This is a genomic window from Streptomyces sp. NPDC040718, from assembly GCF_055593565.1.
Genome location: NZ_JBVIXO010000007.1, coordinates 298,658 through 320,606, shown reverse-complemented (window position 1 = coordinate 320,606; position 21,949 = coordinate 298,658). Strand labels below are relative to the sequence as shown.

Annotated in this window: 19 protein-coding genes and 1 pseudogene; 10 read left to right on the top strand and 10 right to left on the bottom strand. The window is 74.9% G+C overall.

Going from position 1 to position 21,949, the window contains the following annotated elements; translation table 11 throughout:
- Positions 1–26: 26 nt before the first annotated feature.
- On the bottom strand, positions 27–4,619 hold the full coding sequence (locus ACZ597_RS20620) for an ATP-dependent helicase (RefSeq protein ID WP_471331990.1): 4,593 nt from the start codon (positions 4,617–4,619) through the stop codon (positions 27–29).
- An 81-nt stretch (positions 4,620–4,700) separates the two neighbouring features.
- On the opposite strand from ACZ597_RS20620, the gene ACZ597_RS20615 reads away from it, so the two are divergent.
- The 4 genes from ACZ597_RS20615 to ACZ597_RS20600 all read left to right on the top strand — a co-directional run bounded on the left by ACZ597_RS20615 (position 4,701) and on the right by ACZ597_RS20600 (position 7,940).
- The gene (locus tag ACZ597_RS20615; RefSeq protein WP_471331986.1) at positions 4,701–5,573 is read left to right on the top strand and encodes an AraC family transcriptional regulator; all 873 of its coding nucleotides are present in this window, start codon (positions 4,701–4,703) and stop codon (positions 5,571–5,573) included.
- 29 nt (positions 5,574–5,602) lie between these two features.
- The gene (locus ACZ597_RS20610) at positions 5,603–6,862 is read left to right on the top strand and encodes a DUF2716 domain-containing protein (RefSeq protein ID WP_471331984.1); all 1,260 of its coding nucleotides are present in this window, start codon (positions 5,603–5,605) and stop codon (positions 6,860–6,862) included.
- 74 nt (positions 6,863–6,936) lie between these two features.
- On the top strand, positions 6,937–7,635 hold the full coding sequence (locus ACZ597_RS20605; RefSeq protein ID WP_471331981.1) for an AzlC family ABC transporter permease: 699 nt from the start codon (positions 6,937–6,939) through the stop codon (positions 7,633–7,635).
- Positions 7,632–7,940: an AzlD domain-containing protein gene (locus ACZ597_RS20600; protein ID WP_471331978.1), complete on the top strand. Its 309-nt coding sequence runs from the start codon at positions 7,632–7,634 to the stop codon at positions 7,938–7,940. The genes ACZ597_RS20605 and ACZ597_RS20600 overlap by 4 nt, the downstream gene beginning before the upstream one ends.
- Here ACZ597_RS20600 and ACZ597_RS20595 read toward each other — a convergent pair.
- On the bottom strand, positions 7,909–8,931 hold the full coding sequence (locus ACZ597_RS20595) for a hypothetical protein (protein WP_471331976.1): 1,023 nt from the start codon (positions 8,929–8,931) through the stop codon (positions 7,909–7,911). The genes ACZ597_RS20600 and ACZ597_RS20595 overlap by 32 nt on opposite strands.
- An 81-nt stretch (positions 8,932–9,012) precedes the next feature.
- On the opposite strand from ACZ597_RS20595, the gene ACZ597_RS20590 reads away from it, so the two are divergent.
- Both ACZ597_RS20590 and ACZ597_RS20585 read left to right on the top strand, forming a co-directional pair.
- On the top strand, positions 9,013–9,207 hold the full coding sequence (locus tag ACZ597_RS20590) for a DUF3046 domain-containing protein (protein WP_267032313.1): 195 nt from the start codon (positions 9,013–9,015) through the stop codon (positions 9,205–9,207).
- 267 nt (positions 9,208–9,474) lie between these two features.
- Positions 9,475–10,566 carry an AI-2E family transporter gene (locus ACZ597_RS20585; RefSeq protein WP_471332050.1) on the top strand — a complete coding sequence of 364 codons (1,092 nt, stop codon included), beginning with the start codon at positions 9,475–9,477 and terminating at the stop codon, positions 10,564–10,566.
- Here the strand turns inward: ACZ597_RS20585 and ACZ597_RS20580 are convergent.
- Both ACZ597_RS20580 and ACZ597_RS20575 read right to left on the bottom strand, forming a co-directional pair.
- The gene (locus ACZ597_RS20580) at positions 10,520–11,275 is read right to left on the bottom strand and encodes a Clp protease N-terminal domain-containing protein (protein ID WP_471331972.1); all 756 of its coding nucleotides are present in this window, start codon (positions 11,273–11,275) and stop codon (positions 10,520–10,522) included. The two genes, ACZ597_RS20585 and ACZ597_RS20580, sit on opposite strands and share 47 nt — an antisense overlap.
- 115 nt (positions 11,276–11,390) lie before the next feature.
- On the bottom strand, positions 11,391–11,816 hold the full coding sequence (locus ACZ597_RS20575) for a hypothetical protein (protein WP_471331970.1): 426 nt from the start codon (positions 11,814–11,816) through the stop codon (positions 11,391–11,393).
- Between the two features lie 297 nt (positions 11,817–12,113).
- On the opposite strand from ACZ597_RS20575, the gene ACZ597_RS20570 reads away from it, so the two are divergent.
- Positions 12,114–12,944 carry a S1 family peptidase gene (locus ACZ597_RS20570; protein ID WP_471331967.1) on the top strand — a complete coding sequence of 277 codons (831 nt, stop codon included), beginning with the start codon at positions 12,114–12,116 and terminating at the stop codon, positions 12,942–12,944.
- A gap of 43 nt (positions 12,945–12,987) precedes the next feature.
- Here ACZ597_RS20570 and ACZ597_RS20565 read toward each other — a convergent pair whose 3' ends face one another.
- Positions 12,988–13,743 carry a hypothetical protein gene (locus ACZ597_RS20565; protein ID WP_471331965.1) on the bottom strand — a complete coding sequence of 252 codons (756 nt, stop codon included), beginning with the start codon at positions 13,741–13,743 and terminating at the stop codon, positions 12,988–12,990.
- Between the two features lie 309 nt (positions 13,744–14,052).
- The gene (locus ACZ597_RS20560; RefSeq protein ID WP_471331962.1) at positions 14,053–14,604 is read right to left on the bottom strand and encodes an SMI1/KNR4 family protein; all 552 of its coding nucleotides are present in this window, start codon (positions 14,602–14,604) and stop codon (positions 14,053–14,055) included.
- Positions 14,605–14,803: 199 nt separating this feature from the next.
- Here ACZ597_RS20560 and recA point away from each other — a divergent pair, with 199 nt between their 5' ends.
- The 3 genes and pseudogenes from recA (at position 14,804) to ACZ597_RS20545 (ending at position 19,127) form a co-directional block, all read left to right on the top strand.
- Positions 14,804–15,910 (top strand): recombinase RecA, encoded by a 1,107-nt coding sequence (gene recA / locus ACZ597_RS20555; protein ID WP_471331959.1) that lies wholly within the window; start codon positions 14,804–14,806, stop codon positions 15,908–15,910.
- A pseudogene (gene recX / locus ACZ597_RS20550) lies at positions 15,820–16,482 on the top strand (recombination regulator RecX); the annotation flags it as partial. The gene recA and the pseudogene recX, both read left to right, overlap by 91 nt.
- A 101-nt stretch (positions 16,483–16,583) precedes the next feature.
- Positions 16,584–19,127: an FtsX-like permease family protein gene (locus ACZ597_RS20545; protein ID WP_471331956.1), complete on the top strand. Its 2,544-nt coding sequence runs from the start codon at positions 16,584–16,586 to the stop codon at positions 19,125–19,127.
- A 60-nt stretch (positions 19,128–19,187) separates the two neighbouring features.
- On the opposite strand, the gene ACZ597_RS20540 is transcribed toward ACZ597_RS20545, so the two are convergent.
- The 4 genes from ACZ597_RS20540 to ACZ597_RS20525 form a co-directional block, all read right to left on the bottom strand.
- The gene (locus ACZ597_RS20540) at positions 19,188–19,568 is read right to left on the bottom strand and encodes a rhodanese-like domain-containing protein (protein WP_471331955.1); all 381 of its coding nucleotides are present in this window, start codon (positions 19,566–19,568) and stop codon (positions 19,188–19,190) included.
- Positions 19,565–20,119: a cupin domain-containing protein gene (locus tag ACZ597_RS20535; protein WP_471331953.1), complete on the bottom strand. Its 555-nt coding sequence runs from the start codon at positions 20,117–20,119 to the stop codon at positions 19,565–19,567. The genes ACZ597_RS20540 and ACZ597_RS20535 overlap by 4 nt, the downstream gene beginning before the upstream one ends.
- A 78-nt stretch (positions 20,120–20,197) precedes the next feature.
- Positions 20,198–20,245, bottom strand: a complete 48-nt coding sequence (locus ACZ597_RS20530; RefSeq protein ID WP_311314449.1) for a hypothetical protein — start codon at positions 20,243–20,245, stop codon at positions 20,198–20,200.
- Between the two features lie 72 nt (positions 20,246–20,317).
- Positions 20,318–21,889, bottom strand: a complete 1,572-nt coding sequence (locus ACZ597_RS20525) for an FAD-dependent monooxygenase (RefSeq protein WP_471331951.1) — start codon at positions 21,887–21,889, stop codon at positions 20,318–20,320.
- Between the last annotated feature and the right edge of the window lie 60 nt (positions 21,890–21,949).

Here is a 21,949-nt window from a genome sequence, read left to right as displayed (position 1 = left end):
CCGACCTGCTTCCCGGGCTCTCGGCGTCAGCTGCGCAGCCGCAGCCCCCTCGGGGTGGCGTGGAAGCCCGCCGCCTCCAGCGCAGGGCCCAGCGGGGAGGTCAGGGCCGCCGCCGCGTTGATCCGCTCCACCGTCAGCGCCGGAACGGTGCCCGCGCGGGAGCCGGCGGCCAGCGCCGCCGTCGCCGCCTCCAGGCGCGGATCCCCCGGCTCCGGCCAGGCCAGCAGGGTCTTGCCGCCGCGCTCCAGGTACAGGATCAGCTCGCCGTCGACCAGCACCACCAGCGAGCCCGCCTTGCGGCCCGGCTTGTGCGCGGCGCCCGCCGGCGGCTCCGGCCAGGGCAGGGCCGCCCCGTACGCGTTCGCCGGATCGGCGGCGGCCAGGACCACCGCCGCCAGCGGCGGAGGGTTCTTCTCGGCGGCCCGGAGCCGGTCCACGGCGCCGTCCATCGCGAACTGGGCGGCGCCCAGGCCCTCGACCACGTACCCCCGGCGGGCCTGGCCGCCGTCCTCGAACGCCGACAGCACCCGGTAGACCGCGCTGAAGCCGCCCTCGACGCCCTCCGCCGCGACCGCGCCCCGGGTGACCACCCCGTGCCGGTCGAGCAGGGTGCGGGCCAGGGCGTGCGCCCGGTGGGTCGGGTCGGGGGCCCGCTCGGGCAGCAGCGACCAGCGGCCCGAGACCGTGGGCGGGCCGTTGCGGGACACCGAGGCGCTCAGGCTGCCGTAGCGGCCGCGCGACACCGTTCGCCGGGCCCTGTGTGCGGTGGCGCCGGCCGTACGGCCCGAGCCCAGCAGGGAGCGCAGCGGGGCCAGGGTGTCGTTCGTCAGCCGGCCCGACCAGGCCAGGTCCCACAGCACCTCCGAGAGCTCCAGGTCGGAGGCCTCCGGGTGGCGGGCGCGGACGGACTGGGTGATCTGCCGGAAGAACAGGCCGTACCCGCCGGACAGGCTCTCCAGGACCGCCTGGTGCAGCGGGCCCGGCTCCAGCGGATGCGGGTCGGGCAGCAGCAGCGGAGCCGCGTCCGCCAGGTACAGGGAGATCCAGCCGTCCTTGCCCGGCAGGGCCCCCGCACCCGCCCACACCACCTCCCCGGTGCTCGTCAGCTCGTCCAGCAGCGTCGGCGAGTACCCCGCCACCCGCGAGGGCAGGATCAGCCGCTCCAGCGCCGAGGCCGGCACCGGGGCCCCCTGGAGCTGCTCCACGGCGCGGGCCAGGCCGTCGATCCCGCGCAGCGCCCCGCCCAGGTGCTGCCACTGGGGCAGGAAGGTGGCCAGCGAGGCCGGCGGGACCGGCTCCAGCTCCTGGCGCAGCGCCGCCAGCGAACGCCGCCGCAGCCTGCGCAGCACCGTCGCGTCGCACCACTCCTGGCCGATGCCCGCCGGATGGAACTCGCCCTGCACCACCCGGCCCGCCGCCGCGAGCCGGTGCAGGGCGCCCTCGGTCACCGCCGCGCCCAGGCCCAGGCGGGCGGCCACCACCGCGGTGGTGAACGGCCCGTGGGTGCGCGCGTACCGGGCCAGGAGATCGCCGAGCGGGTCCTTGACCGGCTCGGTGAACGCCTCCGGCACCCCGACCGGCAGGGCCGTGCCCAGCGCGTCCCGCAACCGGCCCGCGTCCTCGATCGCCGCCCAGTGGTCCACGCCGCCGATCCGCACCCGGATCGCCCGCCTGGCCGTCTCCAGCTCCCGCGCCCAGGCCGGCTCGGCCCCGCGCGCGGCCAGCTCGGCGTCCGTCAGCGGGCCCAGCAGCCGCAGCAGGTCCGCCACCGACTCGGCGTCCTTGGCGCGCCGGTCCTCCGTCAGCCACTGGAGCTCCCGCTCCAGCTCCTCCAGCACCTCCGCGTCGAGCAGCTCCCGCAGCTCCGCCTGGCCCAGCAGCTCGGCCAGCAGGCGGGAGTCCAGCGACAGCGCCGCCGCCCGCCGCTCGGCCAGCGGCGAGTCCCCCTCGTACAGGAACTGCGCCACGTACCCGAAGAGGAGGGAACGGGCGAACGGCGAGGGCTCGGGGGTGGTGACCTCGACCAGCCGGACCCGCCGCGCCTCGACGTCCCCCATCAGCTCGGTCAGGCCCGGTACGTCGAACACGTCCTGGAGGCACTCGCGCACGGCTTCCAGCACGATCGGGAAGGAGCCGAACTCCGAAGCCACCTGCAGCAGTTGCGAGGCGCGCTGGCGCTGCTGCCACAGCGGGGTGCGCTTGCCCGGACTGCGCCGCGGCAGCAGCAGCGCGCGCGCCGCGCACTCGCGGAACCGGGAGGCGAACAGGGCCGACCCGCCCACCTGGTCGGTGACGATCCCCGAGACCTCGCCCTGGTCGAACACCACGTCGGCCGCGCCCAGCGGTGCCTGCTCGTCGTCGAACTCGAACGCGGCCGGACGCGCGGGGTCGTGGTCCAGGAGGTCCATGGAGAGCAGGTCGGCGTCCGGCAGGCGCAGCACGATCCCGTCGTCGGCGTGCATCACCTGGGCGTCCATGCCGTACTTCTCGGCGAGCCGGGCGCCCAGCGCCAGCGCCCACGGGGCGTGCACCTGCGCGCCGAAGGGGGAGTGGACGACGACACGCCAGTCGCCGAGCTCGTCCCGGAACCGCTCGACCAGGATGGTCCGGTCGTCCGGCACGTGCCCGCAGGCCTCCCGCTGCTCGGCCAGGTACGCGAGGACGTTGTCGGCGGCCCAGCCGTCGAGGCCCGCCGCGAGCAGCCGCAGCCGGGCGTCCTCGTCGGAGAGCGCGCCCAGCTCCCGCAGGAACGCGCCGACCGCGCGCCCCAGTTCCAGGGGGCGGCCCAGCTGGTCGCCCTTCCAGAACGGCAGCCGGCCCGGCACCCCGGGGGCGGGGGTGACGAGGACCCGGTCACGGGTGATGTCCTCGATCCGCCAGGAGGTGGTGCCCAGGGTGAACACGTCGCCCACGCGGGACTCGTAGACCATCTCCTCGTCCAGCTCGCCGACCCGGCCCCCGCCCTTCTTCGGGTCGGCACCGGCGAGGAACACCCCGAACAGGCCCCGGTCCGGGATGGTGCCGCCGGAGGTGACCGCCAGGCGCTGCGCACCGGGCCGCCCCGTGATCGTCCCGGCGACCCGGTCCCACACCACGCGCGGTCTGAGCTCGGCGAACGCGTCCGACGGATAGCGGCCCGCCAGCATGTCCAGCACCGAGGTGAACGCCGACTCGGGCAGCGCCGCGAAGGGCGCCGCCCGACGCACCAGCGCCAGCAGCTCGTCCAGCTGCCAGGTGTCCATGGCGGTCATCGCCACCAGTTGCTGGGCGAGCACGTCCAGCGGGTTGGAGGGGATCCGCAGCGACTCGATCGCCCCGGTCCGCATCCGCTCGGTGACCACGGCCGCCTGCACCAGGTCCCCGCGGTACTTGGGGAAGACCACACCCGTGGAGACCGCGCCGACCTGGTGCCCGGCGCGGCCCACCCGCTGGAGTCCCGAGGCCACCGACGGCGGGGACTCCACCTGCACCACCAGGTCCACGGCACCCATGTCGATGCCCAGCTCCAGGCTGGAGGTGGCGACCACGGCGGGCAGCCGGCCCGCCTTCAGGTCCTCCTCGACCAGCGCCCGCTGCTCCTTGGACACCGAGCCGTGGTGGGCGCGGGCCAGCAGCGGCGGGGCGCCGAGGGCCGCACCCGACTGGGCCATGATCTCCGCCGGGGGCGGGGCGCCCTCGGCGAGCGCCTCGCCCGTGGCCCGCTCGTGGGCGATCTCGTTGAGCCGGTTGCACAGCCGCTCCGCGAGGCGGCGGGAGTTGGCGAACACGATCGTCGACCGGTGCGCCTGCACCAGGTCCGCGATCCGCTCCTCCACGTGGGGCCAGATCGACGGCTTGTCGCCGCCCTCCCTCCCCTCGGTCGCCGGGGAGCCTCCCAACTCGCCCATGTCCTCGACCGGGACGACCACCGACAGGTCGAACTCCTTGGCCGAGGGCGGCTGCACGATCTCCACCCGGCCGCGCGGCGCGAGGTAGCGGGCCACCTCCTCCACCGGCCGGACCGTCGCCGACAGCCCGATCCGGCGGGCCGGGCGCGGCAGCAGCTCGTCCAAGCGCTCCAGGGACAGCGCCAGATGCGCGCCGCGCTTGGTCCCGGCGACCGCGTGCACCTCGTCCAGGATCACCGTCTCCACCCCGGACAGCGCCTCCCGGGCCGCCGAGGTCAGCATCAGGAACAGCGACTCCGGCGTGGTGATGAGGATGTCCGGCGGCCGCGTCGCCAGCGTCCGGCGCTCGGCGGCCGGAGTGTCCCCCGAGCGGATGCCCACCCGGATGTCCGGCTCGGGCAGCCCCAGCCGGGCGGACTCCTGCCGGATCCCCGTCAGCGGACTGCGCAGATTGCGCTCCACGTCCACCGCCAGGGCCTTCAGCGGCGACACGTACAGCACCCGGCACCGCTTGCGCGCCTCCGCCGGCGGCGGCTGCGAGGCGAGCCGGTCCAGGGCGGCGAGGAAGGCGGCCAGGGTCTTGCCGGAACCCGTCGGCGCCACCACCAGCACGTCCGAGCCCTCCCCGATGGCCCGCCAGGCGCCCTCCTGTGCGGAAGTGGGCGTACGGAAGGCCCCCGTGAACCACGAGCGGGTCGCGGGGGAGAACGAGTCGAGCGCAGCGCCTGCCATGCCCCCATCGTGCACCCCGCCTCTGACAACGGGGCCCGAGCTGGGAGAACGCCCCGCCGGGGCGGGGCGCAGAATGAGGACATGGGGACGGACGGCGGGCACGGGCGCGGCGAATGGGCACGGCACTGGCAGTACGAGGAACTGCCCGGCCTGGACCTGCTGCGCGCCCACTACGTGCGCCACACCTTCCCCCGCCACGCCCACGACGGGTACGTCATCGCCGCCGTCACCGGCGGCATCGAGGAGATCGGCCTGCCCGGCGGCACCGTACGCGCCGGACCGGGCAGCGTGGTGCTGATCAACCCGGAGGTCGCGCACACCGCCCGCGCCGGGGTCCCCGAAGGCTGGGCCTACTCCACCCTCTACCCCTCGCGGGACCTGATCGCCGAGGTGGCCGCCGAGATCGCCACCCCGCGCGGCACCCCCGGGTTCAACGCCGACATGGTCGCCGACGCGCAGGGCGCACGGGCCATCACCGAGGTGCACCGGGCCGCCGAGGCCGGGAACGCGCTGGCCGCCGACACCCTGCTGCGGAGCGTGGTGGCCCGGATGCTCAGCAGGCACGCCGGCCCGCTGCCCGCCCGCCCGGTGCGCGGCGCGGGGGCCGCCGACGCCGGACGGGCCAGGGCCGTGCTGGAGGAGCGGATGGCCGAGCCGCCCTCCCTGGAGCAGCTGGCGGCCGAGCTCGACACCAGCCCCTTCGCGCTGCTGCGCGCCTTCCGGGAGCAGTACGGGATGCCCCCGCACACCTGGCTGACCGACGCCCGGGTCCGCAGGGCGCGCCGGCTGCTCGACGCGGGCGTGCCGCCCGCCGAGGCGGCGGTCACCGTCGGCTTCACCGACCAGCCGCACCTGAACCGGCACTTCACCCGCATCGTCGGCGTCCCGCCGGGCGCCTACCGGCGGGAGCGGGCCGGTCAGTGCCTGTCCGGCGGACCATGGCCGGGGCCCTGATCCGCCGGACAGGCCTTAGGCTCCCGCCCATGGACGCCGGGGGACTGCTGGAGCTGTACGACGCGCGGGTGCGGGGCCGGGTGCCCGAGCAGCCGCCGGTCGGGGCCGTGGTGTGCCGCGACGGGCCCGTCGTGCGCACCCATTACGGCACCCACGGCACCGTCGACCACCCGCCGCTGACCGGCCCGCCGCCGGCCGGGCTGGTGCGCCGCCAGGCGGAGGCCTTCGCCGAGCGCGGCGAGGGCGCCCGCTGGAAGGTCCACGGCCACGACCCGGCGGGCCTCGCCCGGCAGCTGGAGGCGGCCGGGTTCGAGCCCGGTCCCGAGCGCTCGGTCCTGGTCGCCCCCTTCGCCGGGCTCGCGCCGGCGCAGGGCCCTCCCGCCGACGTGCGCTCCCTGGGCGCCTGGGAGGCCGATCCCGCCTGGTGGCCGCGGCTTCGGGAGCTGGCCGCCGCCGGCGGTCCGCACCCCGGCCCGCTCGACGAGTTCGAGACCGACGCCGCCCGGTGCGGTGGCCGGGGCGACGCCGCCGTGGCCCTGGAGGGCGGGCTGCCCGCCGCCGGCGGCTGGGCGCGGGTGGTGCCCGGCACGGACGTCGTGGCCGTCGGCGGGCTCACCGCCCCCGCGGCGGCCGCCGACCTGGTCCGCAGCTGGCAGGGGCTCGGGGCCGCGTACGGGTACGACGGCGCCCGGTACTGCTGCGCCGAAGCCGCCGGGGAGACGCGTACGGCCCTGCTCGCTGCGGGCCTCACCGAGGTGGCGACCGTACGCACCTTCACGCTGCTCCCGCCGGGCGGCGCTCCGGCCGCCGCGACCCGGCCGGTGCTGGGGCTCGGCGGGGCCCGGGAGGACGCGCTGTGGGACCGGCTGTGGGGCGAGTTCGGCTTCCGCACCAAGGTCGTGGAACTCCCCGGCTTCGCCCCGCCCGCCCCGTCCGCCACCTGGCCGCTCGGCGACCCCGTCGAGGAGCACACCCGCCCGGTGGAGCAGGCCGTACGGCGCGCGCTGACCGCCGCCACCGAGCCCGGGGACCGGCTGTACTGGATGGACTGGCAGCACCCCTGCTACGACTTCGACCCGCACCGGGCCGGGCGCCCCGGGCAGCCGCCCTGGCCGGGCTGGGCCTTCCCGAACGGCGACTTCTACCTCTACCTCCACCCGGAGCTGCGGTTCGGGACCTTCGGCCACCCCTGGGAGCCCACCCTGACGGTGTTCGGGGCCGCGCTGCTCGCGGCGGCCGGGCCGGAGCTGACCCGGCTGCTCGGGGGGCCGGTGCGCCGGCGGGGCTGAGCCGGGCGCGCGCAAGAACGTACAAGACCCGGACGCTCCTCCCCGCCTACGTTCGGGGCGTGGGAGAACATCAGATGGTGATACAAGAGGCCCCCGACGCGGTCGGCGGCCGACCGCGCGCCGCCGTCGTGCGGGATTCGCTCGGGGTCGGCGTGGCCGTCGGCCTGTCGGGGTTCGCGTTCGGGGTGACCGCGGCCGGGGCCGGGATCAGCGTGCTCCAGGCCTGTGTGCTCAGCCTGCTCGTCTTCACCGGCGCCTCGCAGTTCGCGCTGGTCGGAGCACTCGCGGCGGGCGGGAACCCGTTCACCGCCGCCGCCGGGGCCTTCTTCCTCGGCACCCGCAACGCCTTCTACGGACTGCGGCTGTCCCAGCTGCTCGCCCTCCCGAAGGCCGTACGGCCCCTCGCCGCGCACTGGGTGATCGACGAGACCACCGCCGTCGCGCTGGCCCAGCCCGACCGCAGGTCGGCCCGGCTCGGCTTCACCGTGACCGGGCTCACCCTCTACGTGCTGTGGAACCTCACCACCCTGCTGGGGGCCCTCGGCGCCGAGGCCATCGGCGACACCGCCGCGTGGGGCCTGGACGCCGCCGGGCCGGCCGTGTTCCTCGCCCTGCTCGCGCCGATGCTCAAGAGCACCACCGAGCGGGCCGTCGCCGCCCTGGCCCTGGTGCTGGGGCTGGGCTTCCTGCCGGTGCTGCCGGCCGGGGTGCCCGTACTGATCGCCGCGCTGGCCGCGCCCGCGGTGCTGTGGATGAAGGGACGCCGCTCGTGAACGTCTGGATCGCCATCGGGCTCACCGTCGCCGGATGCTACGCCGTCAAGCTCGCCGGACTGCTCGTGCCCGCCGGGGCCCTGGAACGCCCCGTGGTGCGCCGGCTCTCCGCCCTGCTGCCCGTCGCGCTGCTCGCCGCGCTCACCGCCCAGCAGACCTTCAGCACCGGCCACGAGCTGGTCCTCGACGCCCGGGCCGCGGGGCTCGCCGCGGCCGGGGCCGCCCTGCTGCTGCGCGCCCCGTTCCTGCTGGTCGTCGGCGCGGCCGTGGTCGTCACCGCGGGCGTCCGGGCCCTGGGAGGCTGACCCCGCCGGCCCCGATCGGCCGCCCGTACGCCCGCAGGGTCAGCAGGGCCTCCAGGGTCGCGATCGGCCGCCGCTCCAGCGAGCTGCCCGGCGCCCAGGCCCGGCGGCGCACCGGCCAGCCGCCGTCGGGCTGCTGCTCCGCCGCGAGGAAGTCCAGCGAGCGCCGCATCTCCTCGTCGGTGAACCAGCCGCGGGCCAGTGACTCCGGCCGGCGCGCGTAGTCGTGCGGGAACAGCTGCTCTTCCGGCGCGTGGCCGGGGGCGGTCGGGTACTCCGCGCGCCGGTCCGGTTCGAGCACCGCCAGCCGCCGCTCGCGCACCAGCCGGCCCAGCCGGTCCGCCGCCGCCGCGGCGCGGGCCCGGTCGGGGGCGCCGTCGAGGAAGGCCACGGCGCTCTGCACCTCGTACGGGTGGGCCTGGCGCAGCGTCTCGACCCGCTCCCAGCAGAAGTCCGTGGCGCGGAAGAGCCAGGCGTGCCAGATCCGGTTGCGGTGCAGCACCCCGACGACGGGGCCCGTGGTCAGCAGCGCACCCGGCGGGTCGTCGCACACCGGGTGGTACGGGGCGGCGGGATAGTCCCGGGGACCCGCCACGACCAGCGGGAGCGCGCCCTCCGGGGTGGAGACCCGGGTCAGGTGGCGGCAGAGCCGCTCGATGCGCTGCCCGGAGCACCGGCCCAGGGCGTCGAGGACCCGCAGGGCGTGCGCGGTGTGCAGCGGCTGGCTCAGCGGGCCGCGCAGGTCGGGGTCGAGCGCGTGCCCGTAGCCCCCGTCGTCGCCGAGGTACGAGCCGAGGGCCGCGTCGACCGGGTCGGCATCCCCGCCGAGGAAGTGGAACGCGAACCGCCGCTGCTCCAGCACCCGGGCCGTGAGCCAGGTGAACCGCTCGGCGCGGGCCAGCGGGGTGGACGCGGGGGAGGAGGGGGCCGCCGAGGTGGCCGTCGGGGCCGCCGGGCCCGGTGGGGCCGGGGCGGGAGCTTCGTCTCCAGGCATGCGTGACACCGTAGGGCGCCCGCACGGGGGTGCAGGGGAGCAACGGGGCCGGTGCACTCTCCGGGGCGGGATACTGGAGGCATGCGGTTGACGATTTTCTGGGAGCGGATGGCCGAGCACTTCGGCGCGGGCTACGCGGAGTCCTTCGCGAGGGACCACGTGATGGCCGAGCTCGGCGGACGCACCGTCCACCAGGCCCTGGACGCGGGCTGGGAGACCAAGGACGTGTGGCGCGCGGTGTGTTCGGCGATGGACGTGCCGGCCTCGCTGCGCTGACCCGCCCCCGGGCCGCGCGCGGCGCGCGCCGGCGGACCCGCGCGCGGGCCCCGTCCCGTGCGGCTTCGTGGTCCGGGCGGCCGTTGGGACAGACTGGACGGCGTGGCAGCGACAGAAGACACGACCGACCAGACGACGGGCTCGACCGCGGGCGGGAAGGGCGGGACGGGCGGCGAGCCGGCGGGCCCGGCGGCCGGCGTCCCCGCGGCCCCCGCGGGCGCGGGCGCCGTCCCGCCCGGGAGCACCCCGGCCGGGGGAGAGGCGCGGATGCCGCGCTGGCTGCCGCGCGCGGTGGTCCTCGTACTGGCCCTCGTCGCCTGCTTCCAGCTCGGCAGCTGGGCCTTCCACCAGCTGATCGGGCTGCTGGTCAACATCCTGATCGCGTTCTTCCTCGCGCTCGCCGTCGAACCGGCCGTGGCCAGGATGGCGGCCCGCGGCATGCGCCGCGGGCTCGCCACCTTCCTGGTCTTCCTGAGCGTGTTCGTCGCGGGCGCCGGCTTCCTCGCGCTGCTCGGCTCGATGCTCGCCGGGCAGATCATCGACATGGTGGCGGGCTTCCCGGGCTACCTCGACTCGGTGATCGACTCGATCAACCGGACCTTCCACACCGATCTGTCCCGGCTGGAGATCCAGGACAGCCTGCTGCACTCCCAGTGGCTCCAGAAGTACGTGCAGAACAGCGCCACCGGTGTGCTCGACGTGTCCACCACCGTGCTGGGCGGGCTGTTCAGGCTCCTGACGATCTTCCTGTTCTCCTTCTACTTCGCCGCCGACGGGCCCAGGCTGCGGCGCGCGCTGTGCTCCGTACTGCCGCCCGCGAAGCAGCGGGAGGTGCTCCGGGCCTGGGAGATCGCCGTGGCGAAGACGGGCGGCTACCTGTACTCGCGCGGGCTGATGGCGCTGATCTCCGGCATCGCGCACTACGTCCTCCTCGCGGTGCTCGACGTGCCGTACGCGCCCGCACTCGCGGTGTGGGTGGGGCTGGTCTCGCAGTTCATCCCCACGATCGGCACCTACCTGGCGGGCGCGCTGCCGATGCTGATCGCCTTCGCCGACGATCCCTGGGACGCGCTGTACGTCCTCGGGTTCGTGGTGGTCTACCAGCAGTTCGAGAACTACGTCCTGCAGCCGAAGCTGACCTCCAGGACGGTGGACATCCACCCCGCGGTGGCGTTCGGATCGGTCATCGCGGGCACCGCCCTGCTGGGCGCCGTCGGGGCGCTCATCGCGATCCCGGCCGTCGCCACCCTGCAGGCCTTCCTGGGCGTGTACGTGAAGCGGTACGAGCTGACGGGCGCGGCGGCCGGCGAGGCTACTGCGCTGCGTCCCCGCCGAGTACGGCTTCGAGGGCTTCGGTGACGACCGCCTCGGCGGCGGCCTTGTCGAGGCCGGCGCCGCTGAGCGGGCCTTCGCCGTTCTCCAGCTCCAGGAGCGCGAGCAGGATGTGCTCGGTGCCGACGTAGCCGTGGCCCAGGCGCAGGGCCTCGCGGAAGGTGAGCTCCAGGGCCTTCTTGGCGTTCGCGTCGAAGGGGACGAGCTCGGGGACCTCGGTCTCGGCCGGGGGCAGGGTGGCGGTCGCGGCGGTGCGCAGCTCTTCCGGGGTGATGCCGCGGGCGGCGAGGACGTGGGCGGACAGGCCCTCGGTCTCGCCGAGCAGGCCGAGCAGCAGGTGCTCGGTGCGGATCTCGGTGTTGCCGGCCGCGCGGGCCTCGTTCTGCGCGGACATGACCACGTTGCGGGCGCGGGGGGTGAAGCGGCCGAAGCCCGCGTTCGGGTCGAGGCCCGGGTCGCCGTCCTTGTCCGCCTTGGGGACGAAGCGCTTCTGGGCCGCCTGGCGGGTGACGCCCATGCTGCGCCCGATGTCGGTCCAGGAGGCGCCGGAGCGGCGGGCCTGGTCGACGAAGTGGCCGATGAGGTGGTCGGCCACGTCGCCGAGGTGTTCGGCGGCGACGACGGCGTCGCTGAGCTGGTCGAGGGTGTCGGAGTGGACCTTCTTGATGGCCTCGATCAGGTCGTCGAGGCGGACCGGATTGGTCATGCGAACGGGTTCCACCGAAGGGTTCGTCATGGGCGCAACCCTAGGTTGACACCCCGAGGAGTGTCAACCGTTGGTTGTCACTCGGCTGCGCGCCGGGGCGGAGGGGGCTGGGGACGGGTCCCCTCCGCTCCCGGCCCGTCAGGCGTCAGGCGGTGGGCTGGCCCTGACCCGTCAGCAGGCCGAGCAGCTGGTCCATCTCGGCGCGCCAGATGCGGTGCACGTTCATCCGGGTCGGCGCGGCCTGGCCGGGGAGCTGCATGCGGAAGGAGCTCCAGACGGCGTTGCGCTTGACCTCGGTGATGCTGCCGACGGCCTCGGCGGGCGATATCGCGAAGACGATCTCCTGGGGGCGGTTGCTCATCCGGCTCGCCTTGTGGAGCACCACGGCCTGCTCGGTGACGGTGACGAAGTAGTAGGAGAGGAACGCCTGGCCGATGAGGCCGAGCATGCTCATCAGCCACACGCTGGGGCCGGCGATGGCCTGGATCGTGACGATGGGCTTGTCGGCGGGGTTGGCCTGGGCGAGGGCTTCTGCCACCTGCTGCTGGATCGTGGCCTTCTTGATGGCCATGGGTCCTCCTGAGCGGAATTTCGCGGCCCCCGTCGTCGGGGGCACCGCAGAGTACCGGCCATTCAGGGGCGATTTCACGCCAGCCCGGGGCCGCGGCCCATGCGCCCCGGTATGGGCATCGGCGCCCGCCTCGTGGGGTGTTGGAATGGTTGATTCCGGATGTGTCCCGGGTCGTGCGGTGAGGTTCCGCCCCAACCGGGAAGGCCCTCTTGTGGGTTGAGCCGCCTGGTTTGAGAATGCGCATGACAACCGGAAGATCTTCGGTCGTCGTATCCGTCACCAGAGGGGACCCCCCACATGAACAAGCCTCTCGCCGCCGTCGCGCTCTCCTTACTCCTGACCGGAGTGGCAGCGGCCCCGGCCATGGCCTCGGCCTCCGACACGGCGCCCGCCGTCGCGGTCACCTACGCGGGCACGGTCGCGCTCAGCAACTGCTCCGGCTCCGTCGTCCGCACCCCCAACTCCCAGCCCGGCGACCCCGCGCTCGTCCTGTCCAACGGGCACTGCCTGGAAACCGGCTTCCCGGCGGCTGGCGAAGTCCTCGTCAACCGGGCGTCCAGCCGCACGTTCTCCCTGCTCAACGCCTCGGGCTCGAAGGTCGCGACGCTGCGCGCCAGCAAGATCGCGTACGGGACGATGACGGACACGGACGTCTCGCTCTACCAGCTGACCAAGACGTACGCGCAGATCCAGAGCCAGTACGGGATAGCCGCGCTCACCCTCAACGACGCCCACCCCGTGCAGGGTTCGTCCATCAAGGTCGTCTCCGGGTACTGGAAGCGCACCTACAGCTGCAACATCGACGGGTTCGCGTACCGCCTCAAGGAGGGCGCCTGGACCTGGAAGGACTCGGTCCGCTACACCTCGTCCTGCAACACCATCGGCGGCACGTCCGGCTCGCCGGTGATCGACACGACGACGGGGAAGGTCGTCGCCGTCAACAACACGGGCAACGAGGACGGCCAGCGCTGCACGGACAACAACCCGTGCGAGGTCGACGCGAGCGGCAACGTCACGGTCCGCCAGGGCATCAACTACGCCCAGCAGACCTACACCCTCGTCCCCTGCATCGGCCCCGGCAACCAGATCGACCTGACCCGCCCGGGCTGCACCCTGCCCAAGCCGTAACCCCCCCACGTGTACCGGGGCCCGCGCGCGGGGCGGGCCCCGGTCACGGGGTGGGGGAGGCTCCGGTGAGGGACATCCACCGCCGGACGGTCTCCTGGTGGGAGCCGTCCGCAGTACCCGCCGCCACCGCCGCCGCGTTCCCGGCGGAGCACGGCGCCCCCGCGCGGGTCAGCAGGACGAGCGGCCACTCGGGGCCCGCGCCGGGCGGCTCGCCGTCGAAGGGGGCCCAGTCCCAGGGCCCGTCGAACCGCCACGCCCGGCCCGCGCCGTCGCCGACCTCGTCACCCGGCTCCAGGAACGCGTACGGGCGCATCAGCAGTTCGACGGTGTAGGGGATCCCGTTGTCCGGGTGAATGCCGTAGCCCCAGCCGTCGAGATGGCTGCCGTCCGGGAACTCCCGGTACGACAGGCCCCGGGGCAGCACGCACACGGTCATCCCGGGGCGCGGCAGCCAGCCCGTCTCCTGCGGGGGGACGTGGTGGTCCACGGAGGTCACGTGCACCACCGTCGGGGGTACCCCGACCAGGCAGGCGTCCCCCGCCTTCAGGTGCTCGGGTGCCGGCTCGGTCCGGAACAGCTCGACCTCGCCTCCGGGTACGAGGGACGGGTCCCCGTCCACCCCCAGGGCGACGACCCCGTTCCAGCGGTGGAAGTCGCTGCCGCTGTCGATGCGCCACCACGGCCAGCGCACGGACACGTGCCCCCACTTCACACCCTGCTCGACCACGGCGGGCGTGAAGGGGCACGCGACCGACAGCACGTCCCCGGCCCGGAAGCCCGGCTCTCTCGCGTACGTCACCGGGCCAGCCTAGGTCCCGGCACTGACAGCGGCGGCCGTCGGCGCCCTCGCGTACGGTCGGCGGATGACGAACCATCGATCCGCCGGGCCGGGCATACGGGACTTCGCCGTCTGGGCGCCCGTGCTGCGGCTGTTGCTGGAGGCCGGGACGGGCGGGCGGTGCGCCGGCGGGCCGGCCCGTGTGGCGGGGAGCATCGGCCGGAGCGGCTGGAGCCTGGCCCTGAAACGGCCGGTGCCGTCCGGCAGGGCCATGAGGGCTCCGGCATCCGCAGCCGTCCCGCCGGGTCTCCGCTGCCGGTGTGACGCGCCCTACGGGTTCTCCAGCCAGGCCGCGTACCAGGAGCGGAAGTCCGTGCTCACGGGCACGAAGCCGCCCCAGTCCGTGTCGATCTCCCAGACCTCACCCGTCCGCGGGCCGTTCAGGACCAGCCTGACGAAGATGCCGCAGCCCTGTTCGGCGAGCATCAGCGTGCCCGGGGTCAGCGCGTCCTCCTGTCCGCCGATCGGGCCGGGCCGGGGCTCGGTGAGGGGGAACGGCAGGGCGAGCCGGCCCGGGAGCCGGTCCTCCCGCCACTCGTCGTCCACGGCCCACTCCTCGCCGGCCTCCGGGCGGGGGACGGTCAGCGGCATCAACCCGTGACAGGGGCCGGCGGGGCCGTCGCCCACCTCCGCGACGAAGGACCGGTACTCCCGCGGCAGCTCGATGCCGTGGGACCCCTCGAACGCCCGGATCTCCGCCTCCGGCACCCGGGGCGCCAGCTCGTACCGGTGCGTGCCCGCCCCGAAACGCTCCATCCCCGGGTCCCCTGCCGCCATCTCCCGTATCCGTGCGCGCACGCCGTCGGCGTCCCAGCTGGTCATCCGGTGACCGTAGCAACGACGCCCGCGTCCGCCGGGACGGGCGCCCCGCCGGGGCGGGCGTGGCTCGCTTGACACGGAAATCGAACATCCATTCTGATGGGTTATCCACAGCCGAAACGGGCGTGGGAGCGCATTGTCAGTGGCAGGCGTTAGCGTCAATGGCGTGAAGCGATCGACTCAAGCAAACCGGGTGGAACCCATGGCAGGCACCGACCGCGAGAAGGCTCTCGACGCCGCGCTCGCGCAGATTGAACGGCAATTCGGCAAGGGTGCGGTCATGCGCCTCGGCGACAAGCCGAACGACCCCATCGAGGTCATCCCCACCGGGTCGACCGCGCTGGACATCGCCCTCGGCGTCGGCGGTCTGCCGCGCGGCCGTGTGGTCGAGATCTACGGCCCGGAGTCCTCCGGTAAGACGACCCTGACCCTGCACGCCGTGGCCAACGCGCAGAAGGCCGGCGGCACCGTCGCCTTCGTGGACGCCGAGCACGCGCTCGACCCCGAGTACGCCCGGGCCCTCGGCGTGGACACCGACAACCTCATCCTGTCCCAGCCGGACACCGGCGAGCAGGCCCTCGAGATCGTCGACATGCTGGTCCGCTCCGGCGCGCTCGACCTCATCGTCATCGACTCCGTCGCGGCGCTCGTGCCGCGCGCGGAGATCGAGGGCGAGATGGGCGACTCGCACGTGGGTCTCCAGGCCCGCCTGATGAGCCAGGCGCTCCGCAAGATCACCGGTGCGCTCAACCAGTCCAAGACCACCGCGATCTTCATCAACCAGCTCCGCGAGAAGATCGGCGTGATGTTCGGCTCGCCGGAGACCACGACCGGTGGCCGCGCGCTGAAGTTCTACGCCTCCGTGCGCATCGACATCCGCCGCATCGAGACCCTGAAGGACGGCACGGAGGCGGTCGGCAACCGCACCCGCTGCAAGGTCGTCAAGAACAAGGTCGCGCCCCCCTTCAAGCAGGCCGAGTTCGACATCCTCTACGGCCAGGGCATCAGCCGCGAGGGCGGCCTGATCGACATGGGCGTGGAGCACGGCTTCATCCGCAAGGCCGGCGCCTGGTACACGTACGAGGGCGACCAGCTGGGCCAGGGCAAGGAGAACGCCCGCAACTTCCTCAAGGACAACCCCGACCTCGCCAACGAGATCGAGCGGAAGATCAAGGAGAAGCTCGGCGTGGGCGTCCGCAAGGACGCCGAGGCTGACGAGGCCGCGGCCGCCGCGCCGGCCGACGCCTCCGTCCCCGCCCCGGCGTCGAAGGCCAAGCCCGCGGCCAAGGCCGCCGTGGCCAAGAGCTGACCGTGAGGGAAGAGCAGGAGAGGGGCGGCAGAGCGAGGGGCGGCCGTGAGGGCCGCCAGGAGCTGCCGCCCCAGAGTCCCGAGGAGCAGGCGCGGGCGATCTGCCTGCGCCTGCTCACCGGGATGCCGCGCACCCGGCGGCAGCTGGAGGAGGCCCTGACGAAACGGGGCATCCCCGAGGAGGTGTCGCAGGAGGTCCTCTCCCGGTACGAGGAGGTGGGCCTGATCGACGACGCCGCCTTCGCCGGGGCCTGGGTGGAGTCCCGGCACCGCGGCCGGGGCCTGGCCCGCCGGGCGCTCGCGCAGGAGCTGCGGACCAAGGGGGTGCACACCACCCTCGTCCAGGAGGCGCTGGAACAGCTGGACTCCGAGCAGGAGGAGCAGACCGCCCGGGAACTCGTGGAGCGCAAGCTCCGCAGCACCCGCGGCCTGGAGCGGGACAAGCGGATCCGGCGCCTCGCCGGGATGCTCGCCCGCAAGGGATACCCCGAGGGCATGGCCCTGCGGGTGGTGCGGCGCGCGCTGGAGGCCGAGGGCGAGGACGCCGACGACCTGGGGTACCCCGGACACTGAGCCGTGGCCCGACCGCGGGGCGGGGGGTGGGGGTAGCCCCCGGAAGGGGACGCCGGGGTGCTCCAGTGCCGGGAAACCGGCGCGCGGCCAGAGTTGACCGCATGATGCTGCGTTACGCCCTTCAGACCATCCGGGACCGCAAAGCCGGCTTCCTCGGAGCCTTCGTCGCGCTCCTGTGCGCGGCGGCCCTGATCACCGCCTGCGGCACCCTCCTGGAGACCGGACTCCGCGGAGAGATCGCCACCGAGCGCTACGCCGGCACCCCGGTGGTCGTCTCCGCCGACCAGAACGTCCACCGGACGACGGTCAAGGAGAAGAAGGGCAAGACCGAGACGAAGCACAAGGCCAAGCCCGTCGCCGAACGGGCCTGGCTGCCGGCCTCCACCCTGGAGACCGTACGCTCCGTCCCCGGCGTCGAACGGGCCGTGCCCGAGCTGACCTTCCAGGCCGAACCGCTGCTCAAGGCGGCGGGCGACCCGGCCAGGCCCTCCTACGGGCACGCCTGGACCTCCGCCGTCCTCACCCCCTTCACCCTCGCCGAGGGCCGCGCCCCCCAGGGCGGCGACGAGGTCGTCATCGACCGCGCCCTGGCCGCCCGGGCGGGACTCGCCGCTGGCGCGCGGCTGACCGTACAGGCCACCGGCGAGCCGAAGGCCTACACCGTGAGCGGCATCGCACGGACCGCCCACGGCGACCTCGGCCGGCAGACCTCCCTGTTCTTCAGCGACGCCGAAGCCGAGCGGCTCGCCGCCCGCGCCGGACAGGTCACCGCCATCGGAGTGCAGCCCCGGCCCGGAGCCGACGCCGCCCGGCTCGCCGCACAGGTCAGGCAGGCACTGGCCGCCACCCCGCAGGGCGCCACCGCACAGGTGGCCGCCGGGGACGAGCGCGGACCCGTCGAGTTCCTCGACGCCGCCGGAGCCCGCATCAAGCTCGTCTCCATGGGCGGCGCCATGGGCGGCACCTCCCTGCTCGTCGCGATCCTGGTGGTCGTCGGCACCTTCGCCCTCTCCGTCCAGCAGCGCTACCGCGAACTCGCCCTGCTGCGGGCCATCGCCGCCACCCCCAAGCAGCTGCGCCGCATGATCGGCCGCGAGGCCCTCCTCGTCGGCCTGGCCGCAGGCGTCGCCGGTTCCCTCGCCGGACTGCCCCTGGCCGCCTGGCTGCACGGCCGCTTCATCGACAGCGGGGTGATCCCCGCCACCCTGGAGCGCACCGCCGGGATCTTCCCCATGTTCGCCGCCGTCGGAGCGAGCCTGCTCGGCGCCTGGGCCGCCGCCCGGATCACCGGTCGCCGCATCGCCCGCATCCGCCCCGCCGAGGCACTGGCCGAGGCCGCCGTCGAGCGGGCCCGCCCCTCCTGGATCCGGACCGTGGCCGGACTGCTCCTGCTGGCGGGCGGAGCGGTGCTGGTCGTCGTACTCGGCTCGCTGCGCACCGAGCCCGCCTCCACCCCGGTGACCTTCCTGGCCGTGGTGGTACTGGCCGGCGCGGTGTCCCTGCTCGGCCCGCTGCTGGTCCGGCTCGCCACCGCGCTGCTCGCCGGACCGCTGCGGCTGGCCGGCCCCGGCGGCCGCCTGGCCGCCGCGAACCTGCGCGGCAACGCCACCCGCATGGCCTCCGCCGTCACCCCGCTCACCCTCCTCATCGGCATGACCTGCACCGTGCTCTTCGTCACCCCGACCCTCGGCGACGCGGCCCGGGCGCAGGCCCGCGAAGGGGTCAAGGCCCAGTGGGTCCTCGCCGCGCAGGGCCCCGGCGTGAGCGCCGGCACCGCCGCGCGGATCCGCCGCACGCCCGGAGTCACCGCGGCCACCGAGATCGTGCACACCTCGGTACGCGTCGGCCTGACCAAGTACGCGGCCCAGGGCGTGACCCCGGAAGGCCTGACCCGCACCTGGGATCCGCAGGTCACCCGCGGCAGCCTGGACCGCTTCGGCGGGAACAGCGCCGCCGTCAGCGAACTCGCCGCCGACCAGCTGGGGCTGAAGCCCGGCAGCCCGCTCGAACTGACGCTGGGCGACGGGACCCCGGTGACGCTGACGGTGTCCGCCGTGTACGGGCGGGGGCTCGGCTTCGGTGACCTGACCCTGCCGCACGACCTGGTGGCCGCGCACGTGGACAACCCCCTCGCCGCCGCCGTGCTCGTCGCGGCGGAGCCGTCGGTCAGCCGGGAGCGGCTGGCCGCCCCGGGGCTCGCGGTGCTGTCCGCGGATGAGGCCGACACGGCCCGGGCGGAACGGCAGGCGGACGGCGCCGAGATCAACCTGCTGGCCATGGGCCTGGTGCTGGCCTTCACCGCCATCGCGGTGGTCAACACCCTGGCGATGTCCACCGCCGAGCGGTTCCGGGAGTTCGCGATGCTGCGGCTGGCCGGGGCGAAGCGGCGGCAGGTGCTGCGGATGCTGCGCACGGAGACCCTGGCCGTGCTGCTGATCGGCGCGGTGCTCGGGTCGGGGATCTCGCTGGCCGTGCTGACGGCGTTCAGCGTGGGCATGACCGGGGTGGCGGCGCCGGCGGTGCTGCCGCTGGTGTACGCGGTGGTGGTCGGCGCGGCCGGGCTGCTGGCGCTGGCCGCCACCGCCCTCCCGGGCCGGGCCGCGCTCCGGCTCCGCCCGGTGGAGGTGGCCACCTCCAAGGCGTAGCCCGTCGGCGGGCCGCCCCTCTCCCTTCCGGACGACCGGACGGGGAGGGGCGGCGGCGCTTCAGGTGAGGGGGAGCCCCGCCGCGCGCCACGCCTGGAACCCGCCCGTCAGGTCCGTCGCCCGGCGCAGCCCCAGCGCGTGCAGGGAAGCGGCGGCCAGCGAGGAGGCGTAGCCCTCGTTGCAGATCACCACCACCCGCAGGTCGTGCGAGACGGCCTCCGGGAGGCGGTGGGAGCCCTGGGGGTCGAGGCGCCACTCCAGCTCGTTGCGCTCCACGACCACCGCCCCCGGGATCAGCCCGTCCCGCTCGCGCAGCGCCTGGTAGCGGATGTCCACCAGCAGGGCCCCGTCCAGCGAGGCCTCGTACGCCTCCTGCGGGCCGATGCGCTCGTACGTCGCGCGGACCCGCTCCAGCAGCTGGTCGATGCCGACGGCGCTCACTGCCAGTCCGCCGGGCGCTCGACGTGCTCCAGGCGCAGTACCGGACCGCTGCGGCTGTACCGGCGGATCAGCGGCAGCGGCGGGTAGTAGGCGTGGACGGAGACCGCGTGCTCCGACGCGGACTCGTTGAGCACCTCGTGGACGTGGTGCTCGCCGAAGGCCCGCCCGCTGACCGCGCCGAGGCTGCGGGTGCGGTCCACGTCGGGGGCCAGCTCCAGGCTCTGCCAGCCCTCCGAGGGCAGACGCACCGTCAGGGAGTGCTCCGTCAGCCGGCCCCGCGCGGTGGCGAAGGCGCCCCGGGACTCGGCGTGGTCGTGCCAGCCGGTTCCGGTGCCCGGCGGCCAGCCGATCAGCCATGCCTCGCTGCCGCCGGGCCCGTCGAGCCGGATCCAGGTACGGCCCTCCGGGTCGAGGGGGAGCGAGTCGACGACCGCCGGGTCGGAGGCGGTGCGCAGGGCGAAGGCGAGGAGTTCCGCCGCCGTGGGGGCGGACGCCGGGCGGGCGGGGGCGTGCGTGGACGCGGGGGCGGGGGAGGGCGAAGACGAAGGCATGGGTGTGACCGTCCTGGGGTTCGCGAAGGTGCGCGCGCCGGGCCGGCAGGGCTCAGGGGCGCGCGGAGGGAAGGCGAATCAGCAGGAGGGGCGACACACGCAGCCCGCGTAGCGGAGCAGGTCCATGTGAACCCTCCGCCACAGGCGTACGTCGTTGCCGGTCATGTCCGCGAGTGAACCACGCGCCCCCGAGAGCGGTCAATCGATCACGGGGGCGGGTGTGGCGGGAGTCCCCGCCGGGGCACCGGCCCGGACGGCGTCGGCAGCCGCGTACAGCTCGGCCGGCCGGACCCCCGCGAACGTGGCCGCCAGGTGTCCGTCCGGCCGTACCAGCAGCACGGTGTGCGCCGGCGCGCCCGGGTAGGCGTCGGCCACCAGCAGGTCGGCCGGGACCGGCAACGCGCTCACGGCCGCCGCGAGGCGGGGCATCACCCCGGCGCTCAGCCAGTGCCGCCGGTCCCATACCCCGGTGCCCGGCGCGACCAGCAGCACCAGCAGCCGGCCCCGTCCCAGCAGGTCGCGCAGCGGGACGGTGGCTCCGTCGGGCGCGGTCACGGGTACGTTCGCCACGGGCCCGCCCGGCTCGGTCGCCGTCGGCACCTCGCGTACGGCCACGGGCGGGGCGTACACCGGCTGCGCGCCCAGCGGGCCGCGCCCCAGGTGCCCGTCGGTCAGCAGGGCCTCGGCGGAACGCCCCGTCCCGGGGAGCAGGGTGCGCAGCCCGCTCCCGCCGCGCAGTACGGGCATGGCCTGGTCGGCGGCGCGCAGCCGGGCGGCGACGGCGGTGCGGCGCTCGCCCTCGTAGCTGTCGAGCAGGGCCTCGGAGGCGCCCTGGTGCCAGGCCAGGGCCAGCTTCCAGGCGAGGTTCTCCGCGTCGCGCAGCCCCTCCTCGACGCCCTGGGTGCCGACCGCGCCCAGCAGGTGCGCGGCGTCGCCGACGAGGAAGGCCCGGCCGTCGCGCCAGCGCAGGGCGAGCCGGTGGTGGAGGGTGTGCACGCCGGTGTCGATCAGGTCGTACGGGGGAGTCGTGCCTCCGCACCACAGCGCCAGGGTGTCCCGGATCAGGGTGACGAGGGCGTCGGGCGTGACGAGGTCCCCGCGCGCGGGGAGCAGCCAGTCCAGCCGCCACACCCCGTCGCGCAGCGGCCGGGCGGTGACCTCGTCGGGCCCGGACGGCGCGTTGCGGTGCAGCAACGCTTCACCCGGCCAGGGCAGTTCGGCGCGCAGGGCGGCAACGGCGTGCCGCTCGACGGCGGTCCGGCCGGGGAAGCGGATGCCGAGCTGCTTGCGCACGGTGGAGCGGGCCCCGTCGCAGCCGACCAGGTGGCTGCCGCGCCACCAGGTGCTCTCGGTGCCCCGGGTGCGGGCGGTGACCCCGTGGTCGTCCTGCTCGAAGGAGTCCAGCTTGGCACCGGTGACCAGCTGGACCAGGGGGTGTGCGGTGGCGGCGTCGCGCAGCCCGCGCACGAGGGCGTGCTGCGGCAGGTGCAGGGGGGGCTGGTGGTCCTCGAAGGTGATCCGGCGGGACTCCTGACGGCGCTTCATGGTGCGCCAGGCCGCGTACTGGGCGCCCTCGTCGCGCAGGGTCGTGCAGCCCAGCCGGTGGGCCATGGCGGCGGTGTCGGAGTGCAGTACGACACTGCGGGCGGGCCGGGGCTCGTCCTTGCCGGGCCCCTCGTCGAGCAGCACGCTGGGCACGCCGTGTCCGGCCAGGGCGAGGGACAGGGACAGCCCGACGGGCCCCGCGCCGACGACGATCACCGGGTCCATGATGCGGCTCCCGATGTCCGGTATGTGATCACAGAACGTATGCAACCCACTGGAGGTTCC